This is a genomic window from Mycobacterium sp. NGS63, assembly GCF_059812295.1.
This window is the reverse complement of the sequence record NZ_JCALCJ010000009.1, coordinates 22,947-39,882: the sequence shown is the minus strand read 5'-3', so window position 1 is coordinate 39,882 and position 16,936 is coordinate 22,947. Positions and strand designations below refer to the sequence as shown.

Sequence of the window (16,936 nt, the reverse complement as noted above, 5' to 3'; positions counted from 1 at the left end):
GTTCGTAAAAGCCTCGCTATCATGGGCGCCATGACCGCCGCCGTGAACGCGCTCGCGCCCGCCGGCCCGCTGACGGACCCCGGCCGGGTGCACGAGGTGCTGGCGCGCAGCATCCTGGCCGACGGCTTCGACCTGGTGCTCGATCTGACGCGCTCGTCCGGGTCGTATCTGGTCGACGCCCGCGACGGCCGGCGCTACCTCGACATGTTTACGTTCTTCGCCTCGTCGGCGCTGGGGATGAACCATCCGGCGCTGGCCGGCGACGACGACTTCCGGACCGAGCTGCTCGACGCCGCGCTGAACAAGCCCAGCAACTCCGACGTGTACACGGTCGCGATGGCCGCCTTCGTCGAGACCTTCGCGCGGGTGCTGGGCGACCCGGCGCTGCCGCACCTGTTCTTCGTCGACGGCGGCGCGCTGGCGGTGGAGAACGCCCTCAAGGCGGCGTTCGACTGGAAGAGCCGGCACAACGAAAAGCGCGGCCTCGACCCGGGCCTCGGGGCCCGCGTGCTGCACCTGCGCGGCGCGTTCCACGGGCGCAGCGGCTACACCCTGTCGCTGACCAACACCAATCCCGTTGCCGTGGACCGCTTCCCGAAGTTCGACTGGCCGCGCATCGACGCCCCCTACCTGCGGCCCGGAGCCGACATGGACGCGTTGGAGGCCGAGTCGCTGCGCCAGGCCCGCGCGGCGTTCGACGCCCACCCGCACGACATCGCGTGCTTCATCGCCGAACCGATTCAGGGGGAGGGCGGGGACCGGCACTTCCGGCCGTCGTTCTTCGCCGCGATGCGCGAGCTGTGCGACGAGCACGACGCGCTGCTGATCTTCGACGAGGTGCAGACCGGCTGCGGGCTCACCGGAACCCCTTGGGCCTACCAGCAATTGGGCGTCGCGCCCGACGTGGTGGCGTTCGGCAAGAAGACGCAGGTGTGCGGCGTGATGGCCGGCCGGCGGGTCGACGAGATCGGCGACCACGTCTTCGCGGTCACCTCCCGCATCAACTCGACGTGGGGCGGCAACCTGGCCGACATGGTGCGCGCCCGCCGCATCCTGGAGGTGATCGAGGCCGACGGGCTCTTCGACCGGGCCGCCGACCGGGGGCGCTACCTGCGCCATCGGCTCGACGAACTCGCCGGCGAGTTTCCCGGGCTCGTCCTCGACCCGCGCGGGCGCGGCCTGATGTGCGCGTTCAGCCTGCCGGGCACCGCCGACCGCGACGAGGTGGTCCGCGGGCTGTGGCGGCGCGGCGTGATCGCGCTGCCCTCGGGCGCCGACGGCGTGCGGTTCCGCCCCGCGCTGACGGTTTCGCGCGCCGAGATCGACGCGGCGGTGTCCGCGGTGCGCGCCGCCGTGGCCGCCCTGGCCCGCGCGGGGCGCTGATGGGCCGGCCAACGACCGTTTACCGGGGTGTGGCGTCGGGTATCTGTTGCCATGCGCACTGCGCGTAACTAATCCGGGGCGACGAACGATGGATTAAGGGCAGGCCGATGCAGGACACGAGGGGCACAGGGATGCATAAAGCCGATCAGCGGTCACCCGGCGACCGCTTGGGGCAGGAGGACCGCGAGGTGCACGCGGCCATCCGGTTCGCCGTCCTCGCCGCCGCGGCCGGGGTCGGATTCGTGATCCTCGCCGCGTTGTGGGTCAGCACCTGCCCGGGAACCGGCGTCGACACGGTGGCCTGCGGCGCGCCCCAGCGCACGATGCTCGCCTTCGGCGGTCCGCTGATCCTGCTGGCGGGCGGTCTGTGGTCGTTTCTGCGCACCTACCGCGTGTGGAAGGCGCACGGCACGTGGTGGGGATGGCACGGCGCGGGCTGGTTTCTGCTCACCCTGATGGTGGTGACGCTCGGACTGGCGGTGGCGCCCATCGCCGGCCCGGTGCTGGCCCTCTGACCCGACCGGGTCGCCTTCAGTGCGTGGTCGGCTGTTTGCTCACGACGTGCTGGGGCGGCGCGTGGTCGGCGTCGGCCACCAGGCCCCAGCGCTCGTCGATCGAGTTCACGCGGCGATGCTCCATCACGAACCACAGGGCCGCGGCGATCACCCCGAGCACCGCGACCAGGACGGTCGTGGGCAGCCACTCGTAGTGCCGGTAGGCGGCGGCGGCCGTCGTGCTGATCATCCCGCCCACCGACACGGCCATCAGGATGAACCCGGGCCAGTAGAGGTTGTCCTTCATCGTGAAGCCGGCGTGCGGTTGCGTGGTCCGGAAATGGTCGGTCGGATCACGGTGCCTGTCGCCCATCGCGCTCCCTCCCTCGTCGGACGGGATAACAAAATGCTACTCACTCGGCCGAGCGGGCGGAACTCACAACGTCGCCCGCTGGCCGGCGGCTGATCCGATCAGGTCGAGCCGGCCGGCTCCCGAACCAGCGCCTCGGGCAGCGCGATCGCGCCGACCGTCGTCACCAGCCACACGACGATCGTGGTCGCCAGCCACGATGCGGCGCCGTGGATGGACAGCCCGTGGGTGAACGCCGAGGCCAGGCCCAGCGCGACGAGGGTCAACACCAGGCCCGCGGCGCCGAGGAGCAGCGACGCATACGCGCGGGGCAACCTCAGGATGAACCACGACAGGCTCGCCTGCGCCACCGAGAACAGCACCACGGCGACGACGAACCCCGACGCCGACACCGCCACACCGGGGACGATCCAGGCCGCCACCAGCAGTCCGATCGCCCACGGTGCCAGCAGCACAACCGCCCGCAACATGGTTTGCTTCATGGCATCAAGTCTAGGTCTCATGCTGGGTTATCCGGGGGGTCAAGTGGGTATCAGTCGTAGACCATGATGAGAGCCGGAAGTGTTGCGCTAGCGAACGATCAGTGTGAGGGGGCGCTCCGTTGCGGGCGACTCGGGGGCGCCAGGACCCGGCGGCTATCGTGACTAACCGATTGGAACCTACGGTCGATGGCGGCCTGCACAGCAGTAGTACTGTCAATCGGACGTTGCCGGGAGACCACATGACCGATGCGGGATTGCGCGCCAACAAGCGTCAACGCGGCCACCGGGCCGTGGAACTGCACGTTGCCGCGCGCCTGGAGAACCTCGCGATGCTGCGCACGCTCGTCGGCGCCATCGGCACCTTCGAGGACCTGGATTTCGATGCCGTCGCCGACCTGCGGCTCGCGGTCGACGAAGTGTGCACCCGGTTGATCCGCTCGGCCACCCCGGACGCGACGCTGATCGTCGTGGTCGACCCGCACGACGACGAGTTGGTGGTCGAGGCCTCCGCCGCGTGCGACACCCACGACGTGGTGGCGCCCGGCAGCTTCAGCTGGCATGTCCTGACGTCGCTGGCCGACGACGTCCAGACCTTCCACGACGGTCGCGAGCCCAACGAAACCGGCAGCGTCTTCGGCATCACGCTGACGGCGCGACGGGCGGCCTCTAGCAGGTGACCTCCCGAGCTTCCGGTGGTTCGGTGTCGCGGCCGAACGAGTACGCCGATGTCCCGGACATGTTCCGCGAGTTGGCGACCATCGCCGCCGACTCGATGGAATTCCAGCGTCATCGGGACAAGATCGTGGAGCGGTGCCTGCCGCTGGCCGACCACATCGCCCGCCGCTTCGAGGGCCGCGGCGAACCGCGCGACGACCTGGTTCAGGTGGCGCGGGTGGGGCTGGTCAACGCGGTGGTCCGCTTCGACGTCGAGACCGGTTCGGACTTCGTGTCGTTCGCGGTGCCCACGATCATGGGCGAGGTGCGCCGCCACTTCCGCGACAACAGCTGGTCGGTCAAGGTCCCGCGGCGCCTGAAGGAACTCCACTTGCGGCTGGGCGCCGCGACGGCCGACCTGTCCCAGCGGCTCGGGCGGGCGCCCACCGCAACCGAACTCGCCGCCGAACTCGGCATGAAGCGCGACGAGGTGGTCGAGGGCCTGGTGGCCGGCAGCTCCTACAACACGCTCTCGATCGACACCGGCGGCGGCAGCGACGACGACGACGCCCGCGCCATCTCCGACACCCTGGGCGACGTGGACGCCGGCCTGGATCGCATCGAGGACCGCGAGGCGCTGCGGCCCCTGCTCGAGGCGCTGCCCGAGCGGGAGCGAATGGTGTTGGTGCTCAGGTTCTTTGAGTCGATGACGCAGACACAGATCGCCGAGCGGGTCGGGATCTCACAGATGCACGTGTCCCGGCTGCTGGCCAAGTCGCTAACGCGGCTGCGGGACCAGTTGCAGTAGCGGCCGCGAGCCGCCGTCCTGGGGGCCGCGGGACGAGCGCAGCAGCGGCTCGGCCCGCGGCGTCGTGACCGGCAGGGTGCCGTCGGGGTCGCAGATGCGCAGCAGCCGCGACACCGCCGGGCTGGGCACCATGGCCCAGTGGGCCTGGGCGCCCGAGCACGCGACGTTGATGCGGTGCAGGGCCGAAAAGCCGGCCGTGCCAATGAATTCCAGGCCGCGGAGGTCCAAAATCACCCGCCGGGAACGGCGGACGGTGCGTTGCACGTAGGCCTCGAGCTGATCGGCGTTGGCGGCGTCGAGCTCGCCGTCGACGGTGACCACCGAGCCCGTCGCGCCCCAGCGCGCGGTGAACTGCGCGGTGCGGCTTTGTTGCCACGATTGAGCCACAGACATGCTTCTCTCCAGTGTTGGGAGGGTCGTGCTGTGGATGACGTCGGATGAGCCAGCGGCCCCGACGTTATCCGGGCGGCTGTGAACTCAACCTGAACTGAACCCTACCCGCGGGGCGCGGGACCGACAACCGATGGCGCGGCTATTTGATCTCGGCGAGCACCGTGCCCTGGGTGATGGCCGCGCCGGCCTCGACCGCCAGGCCGGTGATGGTGCCGTCCTTGTGTGCGGTGACGGGGTTCTCCATCTTCATCGCCTCGAGGACCACCACCAGGTCGCCGGCGGACACTTCCTGTCCCTCGGAGACCGCGACCTTGACCACGGTGCCCTGCATGGGCGCGGTGACCGCGTCGCCGGAGGCCGCCGCGCCGCCGTGCGATCCGCGCTTGCGCGGCTTGGGCTTCTTGCGGATGACGCCGGCGTCGCCGCCGCCGGCAGACCCATTGCCCAGCGCCAGGTCACCGGGCAGCGACACCTCGAGCCGGCGCCCGCCCACCTCGACGACCACCTTCTGCCGCGGCCGGGCGTCCTCTTCGTCCAGGGGCTCGCCGCCGGTGAACGGTTCGACGGTGTTGTTCCACTCGGTCTCGATCCAGCGGGTGTGCACCGTGAAGCCGTCGTCGTCGCCGATGAACGCCGGGTCACTCACCACGGCGCGGTGGAACGGGATCACCGTGGCCAGGCCCTCGACCTCGAACTCGGCCAGCGCGCGGCGGGCGCGCGCCAGGGCCTCCTGGCGGTTGGCGCCGTACACGATCAGCTTGGCCAGCATCGAGTCGAACTGTCCGCCGATCACCGACCCGGTCTCGACGCCGGAGTCCAGCCGCACGCCGGGGCCGGTGGGCGGGTGGAACTTGCTGACCGGCCCGGGCGCGGGCAGGAAGTTGCGCCCGGCGTCCTCGCCGTTGATGCGGAACTCGATGGCGTGCCCGCGCGGGGTGGGGTCCTCGGTGATGTCGAGTTTCTCGCCGTTGGCGATCTTGAACTGTTGCAGCACCAGGTCGATGCCCGCGGTCTCCTCGGTGACGGGGTGCTCGACCTGCAGGCGTGTGTTGACCTCGAGGAACGAGATCAGGCCGTCCTGGCCGACCAGGTACTCGACGGTTCCGGCGCCGTAGTAGTGGGCCTCCTTGCAGATCCGCTTGGCCGACTCGTGGATCTCCTTGCGCTGCGCGTCGGTCAGGTACGGCGCCGGGGCCTCCTCCACGAGCTTCTGGAAGCGGCGCTGCAGCGAGCAGTCGCGGGTGCCGGCCACCACCACGTTGCCGTGCTGGTCGGCGATCACCTGCGCCTCGACGTGGCGCGGCTTGTCCAGGTACCGCTCGACGAAGCACTCGCCGCGGCCGAACGCCGACACCGCCTCGCGGACGGCCGACTCGTAGAGCTCGGGGATCTCCTCGAGGGTGCGGGCCACCTTCATGCCCTTGCCGCCGCCGCCGAAGGCGGCCTTGATCGCGATCGGCACGCCGTACTCCTTGGCGAAGGCCACCACCTCGTCGGCGTCCTTGACCGGGTCGGGGGTGCCGGGCACCAGCGGGGCCTGCGCGCGGGCGGCGATGTGGCGGGCGGTGACCTTGTCGCCGAGGTCGCGGATCGACTGGGGGCTGGGCCCGATCCAGATCAGGCCGGCGTCGATGACCGCCTGCGCGAAGTCGGCGTTCTCCGACAGGAAGCCGTAGCCGGGGTGGATGGCGTTGGCGCCGGACTTGGCCGCCGCGTCGAGCAGCTTGGCGAAGTCCAGGTAGGACTCCGCGGAGGTCTGGCCGCCCAGCGCGAACGCCTCGTCGGCCAGGCGCACGTGGGGCGCGTCGGCGTCGGGCTCGGCGTACACCGCCACGCTGGGCAGGCCCGCGTCGCGGGCCGCGCGGATCACCCGGACAGCGATCTCACCGCGGTTGGCGACGAGCACTTTGGCGATCCTCGAGCTGGCGTGACTAGCCACTGCGCCTCCTGTTTGGCGTGACGTCTCTTTGTGTCTAAGAGATTTTCTTACAAGTCTTTCCGGGGAAGTTTAAGCGCCGCGCCGTAGGGCCGGTCACTCGGTTCCCCATTCAGGCCGCCTCGCGCAGTCGGCGCTTGATGCGGGCCAGCATCGCCGACATCCCGCGCAGCCGCAGCGGGCTGATCAGAGCGGCCAGACCCAGATCGGTGTAGAAATCCTCGGGCACCGCCAGGATGTCGGCCGCGGGCTGCTCGTCCAGGCCGGCGGCCAGGATCGAGGCGAACCCGCGGGTGGTCGGCGCCTCGGCGGGCGCGCTGAAGTGCAGCCGCACCCGGTTCGGGTCGCTGGCGTCGACGTGCAAGAACAGCGGCGACTGGCACTCGGGCACCGGCTCCATCGCCGCCTCTTCCAAATCCGGCGGCAGCGCAGGCAGGTCGTTGGCGAACTCCAGCAGCAGCGCCAGCTTGTCCTGGCCCTGGACTTCGGCGAAGTCGGACACCACCTCGGCCAGTGGCGCGGGCATGCTCATCAGACCGGCACGACTCCCGGCTGTTCACCCGCGACGATCGGCACCCGTACGGTGTTGCCCCACTCGGTCCAGGACCCGTCGTAGTTACGCACGCCGGGCTTGCCCAGCAAATGGGTCAGCACGAACCAGGTGTGGCTGGACCGCTCGCCGATGCGGCAGTACACGACGGTCTTGTCGTCCGGCTCGATGAACCCGTAGAGCTCCTCGAGCTCGGCGCGGGGGCGGAATCGGCCGCTCTCCTCGACGGCCTTGCCCCACGGGATCGACCGGGCGGTGGGGATGTGCCCGGCGCGCAGGGCGCCCTCCTCGGGGTAGTCGGGCATGTGGGTGCGCTTGCCCGTGTACTCGTCGGGGGAGCGCACGTCGATGAGCGGCTGGCTGCCGAGGACGGCCAGCACGTCGTCCTTGTAGGCGCGGATGGGCGCATCGTTGCGCTGTACGACGGGATAGCCCGACGACGTCTTCGTCGGGACGTCCAGGGTGGTCTCGCGGCGCTCGGCCAGCCACAGGTCGCGGCCCCCGTTGAGCAGGCGCACGTCGGGGTGGCCGAACAGCGTGAACACCCACAGCGCGTAGGCGGCCCACCAGTTGCTCTTGTCGCCGTAGATCACCACGGTGTCGTCGCGCGCGATGCCCTTGCGGTCCATCAACTCGGCGAACTGCTGGCCGTCGATGTAGTCGCGGACCCGCGGGTCGTTGAGGTCGGTGTGCCAGTCGATCTTGACCGCGCCGGGAATGTGGCCGACGTCGTAGAGCAGCACGTCCTCGTCGGACTCGACGATCGCCAGGCCGGGGGCGCCCATGTTGGCGGACAGCCATTCGGCGGTGACCAGTCGTTCGGGGTGGGCGTACTCGGTCAGGGAGGGGTGGGGGTCGGGGGGTAGTGACACGACTTCGAGCCTACTCAACCCCTTTCATCGCGCCCAACGTCGACTTGTCGTCGGCAATTTCGGGTTTTCGGCGCAACAACTCGACGTTGGGCGTCAGTTAGCGTCCCACAGCGCGGCCACCGACAGGCCCGCCCGCGCCAACAGGGCGCGCAGCAGCGGCAGGCTCACGCCGATCACGTTGGACGGGTCGCCCTCGATCCCGTCGACGAACCAGCCGCCCAGCCCGTCGAGGGTGAATCCCCCGGCCACCCCCAGCGGCTCGCCGCCGGCGACATACGCCCGCAGATCGGCGTCGTCCGGCGCGGCGAAATGCACTGTGGTGCAACCCGATTGAACCTCGCGGTGGGTGACCGCGCCGTCGCTCAGGCGCAGCAGGCAGTGCCCGGTGTGCAGCTGGCCGGAGCGCCCGCCCATCGACCGCCACTGGTCCGCGGCGGCCTCGGGGGACGGCGGCTTGCCGCACAGCCGCCCGTCGACCTCGAGCATCGAATCACAGCCCAGCACAACGCAATCCGCGGCGACGGAGGGCTCCAGCGTGCCGGCGACCGCGGCGGCCTTGGCCGTCGCCAGCGCGCACACCACCTCGGTGGGCGAGGCGGCGGGACCCAGGCCCGCGATGACCGCGTCCTCGTCGACGCCGGACACCACGACCACCGGCTCGACGCCGGCCCCGCGCAGCACCTTGAGCCGGCCCGACGAGGCCGACCCCAGCACCAGGCGGGTCACTGCTTCATGTGCGTCATTTGCTGCAGGGTGAGGCGCTGGTAGTTGGACATCGCGTAGCGCAGCCGGTCCACCGGCAGCCCCCACCGGGTGCGCTCGGGCTGGGCCGGCTCGGCGGCGGCGCCGCCGGCGCAGCCCAGCACGGCGACCAGCGCGGCCACCTCCTCGGTGGTCGGGTGGCCTTTGAGGATGTGGATGTGCGGCTCGTGCGAGACGTCGTCGGTCATAGCGGAATGTTCCCGTGCTTCTTGGGGGGCAGGTGGGCGATCTTGCGTTCCAGCAGGCGCAGCGCCGTGCCGATGTAGCCGCGGGTGTACGACGGCGGGATCACCGCGTCGACGTAGCCGCGCTCGGCCGCGACGTAGGGGTTGACGAGGGTGTCCTCGTACTCCTGCTGCAGCTGTAGGCGAAGCGCCTCGACGTCCTCGCCCTTCTCGGCCGCCTCCTTCAGCTGCTGGCGGTAGACGAAGCCCACCGCGCCGGAGGCGCCCATCACCGCGATCTGGGCCGTCGGCCAGGCCAGGTTGACGTCGCAGCCCATGTCCTTGGAGCCCATGACGCAGTAGGCGCCGCCGTAGGCCTTGCGGGTGATGACCGTGATCTTGGGCACGGTCGCCTCGCCGTAGGCGAACAGCAGCTTGGCCCCGCGCCGGATGATGCCGTTGTACTCCTGGCCGGTGCCCGGGAGGAAGCCCGGGACGTCGACCAGCATGACGATCGGGATGTTGAAGCAGTCGCAGGTCCGCACGAAGCGGGCCGCCTTCTCCGAGGCGTCGATGTCCAGGCAGCCGGCGAAGTGGGTCGGCTGGTTGGCCACGATCCCGACCGGCCGGCCCTCGATGCGGCCGAACCCGACCACGATGTTCTGGGCGTAGCCGGCCTGGACCTCGAGGAACTCGTCCTCGTCGAGGATGCGGGTGATCACCTCGTGCATGTCGTAGGGCTGGTTGGGCGAGTCGGGGATCAGGGTGTCCAGCTCGAGGTCCTCGGCGGTGAGGTTCTCCTCGATGGCCCCCTCGGGGGCCGCCTCGGCGTAGCGCGGGGCGTCGGTGGCGTTGTTGGGCGGCAGGTAGCTCAGCAGGTCGCGCACCCAGTCGAAGGCGTCCTGCTCGCCCGAGGCGACGTAGTGCAGGGTGCCCGACTTCGACATGTGGGTGTGGGCGCCGCCGAGCTCCTCCATCGTGACGTCCTCACCGGTGACCGTCTTGATGACGTCGGGGCCGGTGATGAACATCTGGCTGGTCTGGTCGACCATGACCACGAAGTCGGTCAGCGCGGGGGAGTAGACGTGCCCGCCGGCGGCCGCGCCCATGATCAGCGAGATCTGCGGGATGACCCCGGACGCGATGATGTTGTTGCGGAAGATGCGGCTGTACAGGCCCAGCGAGACGACGCCCTCCTGGATCCGTGCGCCCGCGCCGTCGTTGATGCCGATCAGCGGGCGGCCGGTCTTGAGCGCCAGCTCCTGCACCTTGACGATCTTCTCGCCGTACACCTCGCCGAGGCTGCCGCCGAACACGGTGGCGTCCTGGCTGAAGATGCACACGTCGCGGCCCTCGATGGTGCCGTAGCCGGTGATCACGCCGTCGCCCAGCGGGCGGTTCTTCTCCAGGCCGAAGTTGCTGCTGCGGTGCCGGGCCAGCGCGTCGAGCTCGACGAACGAGTCCTCGTCGAGCAGGGCGAGGATGCGCTCGCGGGCGGTCAGCTTGCCCTTGGCGTGCACCTTCTCGACGGCGGTCTCACCCACCGGGTGCAGCGACTCCTCGCGCCGCTTGTGCAGCTCGGCCAGCTTGCCGGCGGTGGTGTGGATGTCGACGGTGTGCTCGGCCGCGGGCTCGGCGGTGTGGTCGGTAACGCTTGTCATGGGACCCGATGTTATCGGCAGGCCTCGCCGCCGAGTTTTAGGCTGGGCGGGTATGGACTCACCGCTGGATCCGACCGCGCTGCGCGCCGAGCTGATCGGGACCGGGCTGGGCTGGCGCCAGCTCGACGTCGTCGAGCAGACCGGATCCACCAACGCCGACCTGCTGGCGCGCGCGGCCGCGGGCGACGACGTCGCCGGCGCGGTGCTGATCGCCGAGCACCAGACCGCCGGGCGCGGGCGCCACGGGCGCGGCTGGTCGGCCAGCCCCCGGGACCAGATCACGATGTCGGTGGGCGTCAGCGTCGTCGACGTGCCGACCGAGGGGTGGGGCTGGCTGTCGCTGGCCACCGGGGTGGCGATCGTCGACGCGGTCAACCCGGTGCTCGAGGCGACCGGGCGCCGGGCGGGCCTCAAGTGGCCCAACGATGTGCTGGCCGACGGGGGCAAGCTGGCGGGCATCCTCGCCGAGGTGTCCCGGCCGGTGGTGGTAATCGGCTTGGGGCTCAACGTGTTTGCGGCCCCCGCGGACATCGACGGCGCGACGTCGCTGGCCGACCTGGGCGTGCCGGGGCCCGACCGCGGCGCGCTGGTCTGCGCGGTGCTGCGGGAGCTGGGCCGCCGCATCGTGGCCTGGCGCGCGGCGCGCGGCGCCGACTGGGCGCTGGCGGCCGACTACCGCGCGCGCAGCCTGACCATCGGCGCCCCCGTGCGCGCCGAGCTGCCCGGTGGCCGGGAAGTGGTCGGGACCGCGAGCGCCGTCGACGACCACGGCAGGCTGTGTCTGGACGCCGGCGGGCAAACCGTCGTGGTTTCCGCCGGTGACGTGGTGCATTTGCGGTGAATCGCAGCGCCTGGAGAGCTACCGTCACAAGGTGAGCTATCCGGACAACGCCCTGGCCGCGGGCGAGCAGGTCGTCCTGCACCGGCATCCGCACTGGAAGGGCCTGATCTGGCCCGTCGTCGTCCTCGTCCTGGCCACCGCGCTGGCCGCGTTCGGCTCGGGCTACCTGAACTCGACGCACTGGGAGCAGGTCGCCAAGAACATCCTGCACGGCGTCATCTGGGGGATCTGGCTGGTGATCGTCGGCTGGCTGACGCTGTGGCCGTTTTTGACCTGGCTCACCACGCATTTCGTGGTCACCAGCCGGCGGGTGATGTACCGCCACGGGGTGCTGACCCGCACCGGGATCGACATTCCCCTGGCACGGATCAACAGCGTGGAATTCCGGGACAGGATATGGGAGCGGATGTTTCGGACCGGGACGCTGGTCATCGAGTCGGCGTCACAAGATCCGTTGTCGTTCCCCAACATTCCGCGCCTGCGCGAGGTGCAGGCGCTGCTGTATCACGAGGTTTTCGACACCCTGGGTTCCGCTGAACCCGACGCGTCGCCGGGCTGACCGAACCGGCTCGCTTTCTTCCGCCAGGACCGCAACAGCGTCACGTTGCCAACCTCGAGCTCGTCCTCCAGGACCTCCGCGAAACCCCCTGCGGTAAGCGCGGATTCGAGCGCCTTGTCGGGGTTGCGCGCGAACTGGTCGGGGAACACCCAGCGCCGGAACGCCCAGAACCGGAACGCCATCTGCAGCAGGTTGCCGATGATGTAGGCCGAGATGAAGTCGGCGATGTTCTCCACGGTCAGCGACACCGTCGGCACCCGCAGCTGCAGGACGTAGCTCGAGATCCACAGCGGCGCCATGGACAGCAGCACCCCCACGCCGCTGAACGCGAAGAACAGCAGCGCCTCGTGATGGCGCTCGCGGCCCCCGCGGTCGCGGAAGCTCCACTCCCGGTTCAGGACGTAGGACGCGATGACCGCGACGATGCCCGCGATGACCTTGGCGGTGACCGGCTTGGGCTCCAGGATCGTCAGCTTCAGCGTGTAGAAAATCGCCGAGTCGATGATGAACGTGGTGCCGCCGACGATGGCGAATTTGATCAGTTCATGATGGCGCTGCGCATAGGGCTGGATCACCTGCGGCAAACGCGCGATTGTGGCTTCGGCGAAGGACACAACACGTCAGTGTACGGACGGAGGCGAAAGCGACGCAAAATGTCTTTGCCGACCGACCGTGACACCATGATGGCCGTGCCGAATACTCGCCCAGCCCAGGTCGCCATGGTCGGTGGCGGCCAACTCGCCAGGATGACCCACCAGGCCGCGATCGCGCTGGGGCAGACGCTGCGGGTGCTGGCCACCGCCCCCGACGAATCGGCCGCCCAGGTCACCCCGGACGTGATGATCGGCTCGCACACCGACCTCGAGGACCTGCGCCGGGTGGCGGCCGGGGCCGACGTGCTGACGTTCGACCACGAGCACGTGCCGGGCGAGCTGCTGGACAAGCTGGTGGCCGAGGGCGTCAAGGTGGCCCCGCCGCCGCAGGCGCTGGTGCACGCCCAGGACAAGCTGGTCATGCGGCGGCGGCTGGAGGCCCTGGCCGTCCCGGTGCCCCGATATGCCGAGATCCGGAGCGTCGGCGAACTCGACGCCTTCGCCCAGCGCATCGCCGGCCCCGTCGTCGTCAAGGCGATCCGCGGCGGCTACGACGGGCGCGGGGTGCGGATGGCCCGCGATCCGGAGCACGCCCGCGAGATCGCCGCCGCCTTCCTGGCCGACGGCGTGCCGGTGATGGCCGAGGAGCAGGTGGACCTGCGCCGCGAGCTGTCGGCGCTGGTGGCGCGCTCGCCGTTCGGGCAGGGCGCGGCGTGGCCGGTCGTGGAGACCGTGCAGCGCGACGGGATCTGCGTGCAGGTGATCGCCCCCGCGCCGGACCTGCCCGACGAGGTCGCCGCGACGGCCCAGCGGCTGGCGTTGCGGTTGGCCGGCGAGCTCGGGGTGGTCGGCGTGCTCGCCGTCGAGCTGTTCGAGACGCGCGACGGGGACCTGCTGGTCAACGAGCTCGCGATGCGACCGCACAACTCCGGGCACTGGACCATGGACGGGGCCCGCACCAGCCAGTTCGAACAGCACATCCGCGCGGTGCTGGACTATCCGCTCGGCGACACCGACGCCGTCGCGCCGGTCACGGTGATGGCCAACGTCCTGGGCGCCGGGCAGCCGCCGGCCATGGCGATGGACGAACGGCTGCACCACCTGTTCGCGCGGATGCCCGACGCCCGGGTCCACCTCTACGGCAAGACCGAAAAGCCCGGGCGCAAGATCGGGCACATCAACTTCGTCGGCACCGGGGCGGACCTGAAAGACCCGGCCGGGCTGCGGGAACGGGCCGCGCTGGCGGCACACTGGTTGTCACACGGGCAGTGGACGGACGGATGGGATCCACATGACTAGTACCGCTCGCGTCGCGGTGATCATGGGCAGCGACAGCGACTGGTCGGTGATGTCCGATGCCGCCGACGCGCTGGACGAGTTCGACATCCCCACCGAGGTGCGGGTCGTCTCGGCACACCGCACCCCCGACGTGATGTTCGACTATGCCCGCGGCGCGGCCGACCGGGGCCTCGAGGTGATCATCGCGGGTGCGGGCGGCGCCGCCCACCTGCCCGGGATGGTCGCCTCGGCGACGCCGCTGCCGGTGATCGGCGTGCCGGTGCCGCTGGCGCGCCTCGACGGCCTGGACTCGCTGCTGTCGATCGTCCAGATGCCGGCCGGCGTCCCGGTGGCGACGGTCTCGATCGGCGGCGCCCGCAACGCCGGCCTGCTGGCCGTGCGCATCCTGGGATCCTCGGACCCGGCGCTGCGCGCGCGGATCGTCGCCTTCCAGGAGGAGCTGGCCGCCAGCGTGCGCGCCAAGGATGCGGCGCTGCGGGAGCGTCGGGGTAAAGTTACCGACGAGTAGGAAGAGGAGGCTCGCGATGGCTGGATGGGCCGGAAACCCGTCGTTCGATCTGTACCAACTTCCCGAGGAGCACCGGGAGCTGCGGGCGGCGATCCGGGCGCTGGCGGAGAAGGAAATCGCCCCGCACGCCGGCGACGTGGACGAGAACGCCCGGTTCCCGCAGGAGGCGCTGGACGCGCTGAACGCGTCGGGCTTCAACGCCGTGCACGTGCCCGAGGAGTACGGCGGGCAGGGCGCGGACTCGGTGGCGGCGTGCATCGTCATCGAGGAGGTGGCGCGCGTCGACGCGTCGGCGTCGCTGATCCCGGCGGTGAACAAGCTGGGCACCATGGGCCTGATTTTGCGGGGCTCCGACGAGCTCAAGAAGCAGGTGCTGCCCCAGATCGCCGGGGGTGCGATGGCGTCGTACGCGCTGTCCGAGCGCGAGGCCGGCAGCGACGCGGCGTCGATGCGCACGCGGGCCAAGGCCGACGGGGACGACTGGATCCTCAACGGCGCCAAGTGCTGGATCACCAACGGCGGCCAGTCGAGCTGGTACACGGTGATGGCGGTGACCCACCCGGACAAGGGCGCCAACGGCATCTCGTCGTTCATGGTGCACTCCGACGACGAGGGCTTTTCGGTGGGTCCCAAGGAGAAGAAACTCGGCATCAAGGGCTCGCCGACCACGGAGCTGTACTTCGAGAACTGCCGCATCCCGGGCGACCGGATCATCGGCGAGCCGGGCACCGGCTTCAAGACCGCGCTGGCGACGCTGGACCACACCCGCCCCACCATCGGCGCCCAGGCCGTGGGCATCGCGCAGGGCGCGGTGGACGCCGCGATCGCCTACACCAAGGACCGCAAGCAGTTCGGGGAGTCGATCAGCAGCTTCCAGGCGGTGCAGTTCATGCTGGCCGACATGGCGATGAAGGTCGAGGCCGCGCGGATGCTGGTCTACCAGGCCGCCGCCCGCGCCGAGCGCGGCGAGGGCGACCTGGGCTTCATCTCGGCGGCGTCGAAGTGCTTCGCGTCCGACGTCGCGATGGAGGTGACCACCGACGCCGTGCAGCTGTTCGGCGGCGCCGGCTACACAACCGACTTCCCGGTGGAGCGGATGATGCGCGATGCCAAGATCACCCAGATCTACGAGGGCACCAACCAGATTCAGCGCGTGGTGATGTCGCGGGCGCTGTTGCGCTGATTCGCACGTTCGGTTGCGAAAAGCCCGGCCGCTGCGCATAGGATCTGCATTCGGTGTGTCCGATCCACACGTCGAGTCGGTAAGAAGTCACCGGCTGTCCCGTCCGACCGCGACCCAGGGGTCTCCCAGTGCCCAACGTGACTTCCCATGCCGGTCCACAGATGGCCGGGACTTGATACCGGCGCGCGCTTTGGAAACACCGGCCGCGCCGCGGCAGTCGCTCAAGCCGTTGTCGTTGCTGCTGGTCGAGGACGACCGCGGCGACGCGGTGCTCGTCGAGGACCTGATCGCCGACGCGGTCGCCGACATCCGGGTGACCTGGGCGCAGTCGATGGCGCACGCCGAGCGCGAGCTCGCGGCGGCCCGGCCGGACTGTGTGCTGCTGGACCTGCACCTGCCCGACGCCAGCGGCATGGACGCCCTGGCCCGCATCGCCGAGCAGGACGCCACCGTCCCGATCGTCGTGCTGACCGGCCTGAACGACGAGTACTTCGGGGCCTCCGCGGTCGCGGCCGGGGCCCAGGACTACCTGGTCAAGGGCCGCGTCGAGCCCGAGATGCTGCGCCGCGCGCTGCTGTATGCGATCGAGCGCAAACGGGCCGAGCTGATCTCCGCCGACCTGCACGCGAGCCAGCTGCGCGCGCGCGAGAATGCGCTGCTGGAGCGCGGCCTGTTGCCGTCCCCGCTGCTGCTCGACGAGCCCGGCGTGGACATCGTCGCCCGGTACCGGCCCAGCCGCGAGGACGCGCTGCTGTGCGGGGACTTCTACGACGTGGTGCAGACGCCCGACCGGGTGGTGCACGTGTTGATCGGCGACGTGGCCGGGCACGGGCCGCACGAGGCTGCGCTGGGCGCGGCGCTGCGCATCGCGTTTCGCGCGCTCACCTTCGCCGGCGTCCACGGCGTCGGGTTGATGCGCCAGCTGGAACGGGTGCTGCACTCCGAGCGCACGGCCACCGGGATCTTCGCGACCGTGCTCAGCCTCGCGATCCACCCGGACAGCACCCGGGTCACCGCCGTCCGCGCCGGGCACCCCGGGATGCTGCTGCAGGACGGCGCGAGCGTGCGGTGGATCGAGCCGCCGGCCGGGCCTGCGCTGGGCCTGCGCGCCGAGGACTGGCCGCAGCACGACCTGGAGCTGCCCCCGGGCTGCGGGCTGCTGCTGCTGACCGACGGCCTGTTCGAGGGGTATTCGGGGCGCGGCAGCGAGCGGCTGGGTGAGGACGGCCTGCTCGCGCTGGCGCAGCGGCACGCGCAGCGGCCGGGCCCGGAGTTCGTCGACGCGCTCATCGACGGCGCGCAGCAACTCGCCGAACCGCGCGGTGGGCTCACCGACGACATCGCCGTGCTGCGCGTCGAGCGGACGACGGCGTGACCCCGGCGTGGCGGGCGCCGCGCCTGGCGCCCCTCACCGTGCGCGGCTG

The 16,936-nt window shown here is 70.6% G+C and carries 20 protein-coding genes; 10 read left to right on the top strand and 10 right to left on the bottom strand.

The annotated features are described in order from the left end of the window. Positions 1–30 precede the first annotated feature (30 nt). The gene (gene lat, locus AC5Y4Z_RS21325) at positions 31–1,383 is read left to right on the top strand and encodes an L-lysine 6-transaminase (protein ID WP_499966809.1); all 1,353 of its coding nucleotides are present in this window, start codon (positions 31–33) and stop codon (positions 1,381–1,383) included. Between the two features lie 131 nt (positions 1,384–1,514). Continuing rightward, positions 1,515–1,898, top strand: a complete 384-nt coding sequence (locus tag AC5Y4Z_RS21320) for a hypothetical protein (protein ID WP_499966808.1) — start codon at positions 1,515–1,517, stop codon at positions 1,896–1,898. A 16-nt stretch (positions 1,899–1,914) separates the two neighbouring features. On the opposite strand, the gene usfY is transcribed toward AC5Y4Z_RS21320, so the two are convergent. Then, positions 1,915–2,250, bottom strand: a complete 336-nt coding sequence (gene usfY / locus AC5Y4Z_RS21315) for a protein UsfY (RefSeq protein WP_499966807.1) — start codon at positions 2,248–2,250, stop codon at positions 1,915–1,917. 98 nt (positions 2,251–2,348) lie between these two features. Further along, entirely contained in the window at positions 2,349–2,729 is a 381-nt protein-coding gene (locus AC5Y4Z_RS21310) for a hypothetical protein (protein ID WP_499966806.1), read from the bottom strand. 239 nt (positions 2,730–2,968) lie between these two features. On the opposite strand from AC5Y4Z_RS21310, the gene AC5Y4Z_RS21305 reads away from it, so the two are divergent. Continuing rightward, on the top strand, positions 2,969–3,406 hold the full coding sequence (locus AC5Y4Z_RS21305) for an ATP-binding protein (RefSeq protein WP_499966804.1): 438 nt from the start codon (positions 2,969–2,971) through the stop codon (positions 3,404–3,406). Beyond that, positions 3,403–4,191: an RNA polymerase sigma factor SigF gene (locus AC5Y4Z_RS21300; RefSeq protein WP_499966802.1), complete on the top strand. Its 789-nt coding sequence runs from the start codon at positions 3,403–3,405 to the stop codon at positions 4,189–4,191. Before AC5Y4Z_RS21305 ends, AC5Y4Z_RS21300 begins: the two co-directional genes overlap by 4 nt. Here AC5Y4Z_RS21300 and AC5Y4Z_RS21295 read toward each other — a convergent pair. From AC5Y4Z_RS21295 to AC5Y4Z_RS21265, 7 genes are all read right to left on the bottom strand, one after another. Next, entirely contained in the window at positions 4,162–4,584 is a 423-nt protein-coding gene (locus tag AC5Y4Z_RS21295) for an STAS domain-containing protein (protein ID WP_499966800.1), read from the bottom strand. The two genes, AC5Y4Z_RS21300 and AC5Y4Z_RS21295, sit on opposite strands and share 30 nt — an antisense overlap. 139 nt (positions 4,585–4,723) lie before the next feature. Next, positions 4,724–6,523: an acetyl/propionyl/methylcrotonyl-CoA carboxylase subunit alpha gene (locus AC5Y4Z_RS21290; protein ID WP_499966798.1), complete on the bottom strand. Its 1,800-nt coding sequence runs from the start codon at positions 6,521–6,523 to the stop codon at positions 4,724–4,726. 109 nt (positions 6,524–6,632) lie between these two features. Further along, positions 6,633–7,052, bottom strand: coding sequence for a SufE family protein (locus AC5Y4Z_RS21285; protein WP_499966797.1), 420 nt, complete (start codon positions 7,050–7,052; stop codon positions 6,633–6,635). Beyond that, the gene (locus tag AC5Y4Z_RS21280; protein WP_499966795.1) at positions 7,052–7,942 is read right to left on the bottom strand and encodes a sulfurtransferase; all 891 of its coding nucleotides are present in this window, start codon (positions 7,940–7,942) and stop codon (positions 7,052–7,054) included. Before AC5Y4Z_RS21280 ends, AC5Y4Z_RS21285 begins: the two co-directional genes overlap by 1 nt. Before the next feature lie 93 nt (positions 7,943–8,035). Further along, positions 8,036–8,668, bottom strand: a complete 633-nt coding sequence (locus tag AC5Y4Z_RS21275; protein WP_499966794.1) for a Maf family nucleotide pyrophosphatase — start codon at positions 8,666–8,668, stop codon at positions 8,036–8,038. After that, positions 8,665–8,892, bottom strand: coding sequence for an acyl-CoA carboxylase subunit epsilon (locus tag AC5Y4Z_RS21270; protein WP_499966793.1), 228 nt, complete (start codon positions 8,890–8,892; stop codon positions 8,665–8,667). Before AC5Y4Z_RS21270 ends, AC5Y4Z_RS21275 begins: the two co-directional genes overlap by 4 nt. Further along, positions 8,889–10,529, bottom strand: coding sequence for an acyl-CoA carboxylase subunit beta (locus AC5Y4Z_RS21265; RefSeq protein ID WP_499966792.1), 1,641 nt, complete (start codon positions 10,527–10,529; stop codon positions 8,889–8,891). The genes AC5Y4Z_RS21270 and AC5Y4Z_RS21265 overlap by 4 nt, the downstream gene beginning before the upstream one ends. A gap of 52 nt (positions 10,530–10,581) precedes the next feature. Between AC5Y4Z_RS21265 and AC5Y4Z_RS21260 the strand changes: the two genes are divergently transcribed. Beyond that, the gene (locus tag AC5Y4Z_RS21260; RefSeq protein WP_499966791.1) at positions 10,582–11,370 is read left to right on the top strand and encodes a biotin--[acetyl-CoA-carboxylase] ligase; all 789 of its coding nucleotides are present in this window, start codon (positions 10,582–10,584) and stop codon (positions 11,368–11,370) included. A gap of 31 nt (positions 11,371–11,401) precedes the next feature. Continuing rightward, positions 11,402–11,929: a PH domain-containing protein gene (locus AC5Y4Z_RS21255; protein ID WP_499966790.1), complete on the top strand. Its 528-nt coding sequence runs from the start codon at positions 11,402–11,404 to the stop codon at positions 11,927–11,929. Here the strand turns inward: AC5Y4Z_RS21255 and AC5Y4Z_RS21250 are convergent. Then, positions 11,875–12,543: a GtrA family protein gene (locus AC5Y4Z_RS21250; RefSeq protein ID WP_499966789.1), complete on the bottom strand. Its 669-nt coding sequence runs from the start codon at positions 12,541–12,543 to the stop codon at positions 11,875–11,877. The two genes, AC5Y4Z_RS21255 and AC5Y4Z_RS21250, sit on opposite strands and share 55 nt — an antisense overlap. Before the next feature lie 66 nt (positions 12,544–12,609). Here AC5Y4Z_RS21250 and AC5Y4Z_RS21245 point away from each other — a divergent pair, with 66 nt between their 5' ends. The 4 genes from AC5Y4Z_RS21245 (at position 12,610) to AC5Y4Z_RS21230 (ending at position 16,887) form a co-directional block, all read left to right on the top strand. Then, the gene (locus AC5Y4Z_RS21245) at positions 12,610–13,821 is read left to right on the top strand and encodes a 5-(carboxyamino)imidazole ribonucleotide synthase (RefSeq protein ID WP_499967091.1); all 1,212 of its coding nucleotides are present in this window, start codon (positions 12,610–12,612) and stop codon (positions 13,819–13,821) included. Further along, positions 13,814–14,329 (top strand): 5-(carboxyamino)imidazole ribonucleotide mutase, encoded by a 516-nt coding sequence (gene purE, locus AC5Y4Z_RS21240; RefSeq protein ID WP_499966788.1) that lies wholly within the window; start codon positions 13,814–13,816, stop codon positions 14,327–14,329. Before AC5Y4Z_RS21245 ends, purE begins: the two co-directional genes overlap by 8 nt. Positions 14,330–14,345: 16 nt before the next feature. After that, the gene (locus AC5Y4Z_RS21235) at positions 14,346–15,512 is read left to right on the top strand and encodes an acyl-CoA dehydrogenase (protein WP_499966787.1); all 1,167 of its coding nucleotides are present in this window, start codon (positions 14,346–14,348) and stop codon (positions 15,510–15,512) included. A 229-nt stretch (positions 15,513–15,741) separates the two neighbouring features. After that, entirely contained in the window at positions 15,742–16,887 is a 1,146-nt protein-coding gene (locus AC5Y4Z_RS21230; protein ID WP_499967090.1) for a PP2C family protein-serine/threonine phosphatase, read from the top strand. The last annotated feature ends 49 nt before the right edge of the window (positions 16,888–16,936 follow it).

Coding starts and splice junctions, on each gene's coding strand:
- AC5Y4Z_RS21270 (WP_499966793.1), bottom strand. CDS start 8,892: ATGACCGACGACGTCTCGCACGAGCCGCACATCCACATCCTCAAAGGC.
- usfY (WP_499966807.1), bottom strand. CDS start 2,250: ATGGGCGACAGGCACCGTGATCCGACCGACCATTTCCGGACCACGCAA.
- AC5Y4Z_RS21285 (WP_499966797.1), bottom strand. CDS start 7,052: ATGAGCATGCCCGCGCCACTGGCCGAGGTGGTGTCCGACTTCGCCGAA.
- AC5Y4Z_RS21295 (WP_499966800.1), bottom strand. CDS start 4,584: ATGTCTGTGGCTCAATCGTGGCAACAAAGCCGCACCGCGCAGTTCACC.
- AC5Y4Z_RS21320 (WP_499966808.1), top strand. CDS start 1,515: ATGCATAAAGCCGATCAGCGGTCACCCGGCGACCGCTTGGGGCAGGAG.
- AC5Y4Z_RS21305 (WP_499966804.1), top strand. CDS start 2,969: ATGACCGATGCGGGATTGCGCGCCAACAAGCGTCAACGCGGCCACCGG.
- AC5Y4Z_RS21265 (WP_499966792.1), bottom strand. CDS start 10,529: ATGACAAGCGTTACCGACCACACCGCCGAGCCCGCGGCCGAGCACACC.
- AC5Y4Z_RS21235 (WP_499966787.1), top strand. CDS start 14,346: ATGGCTGGATGGGCCGGAAACCCGTCGTTCGATCTGTACCAACTTCCC.
- AC5Y4Z_RS21245 (WP_499967091.1), top strand. CDS start 12,610: ATGATGGCCGTGCCGAATACTCGCCCAGCCCAGGTCGCCATGGTCGGT.
- AC5Y4Z_RS21260 (WP_499966791.1), top strand. CDS start 10,582: ATGGACTCACCGCTGGATCCGACCGCGCTGCGCGCCGAGCTGATCGGG.
- AC5Y4Z_RS21310 (WP_499966806.1), bottom strand. CDS start 2,729: ATGAAGCAAACCATGTTGCGGGCGGTTGTGCTGCTGGCACCGTGGGCG.
- lat (WP_499966809.1), top strand. CDS start 31: ATGACCGCCGCCGTGAACGCGCTCGCGCCCGCCGGCCCGCTGACGGAC.
- purE (WP_499966788.1), top strand. CDS start 13,814: ATGACTAGTACCGCTCGCGTCGCGGTGATCATGGGCAGCGACAGCGAC.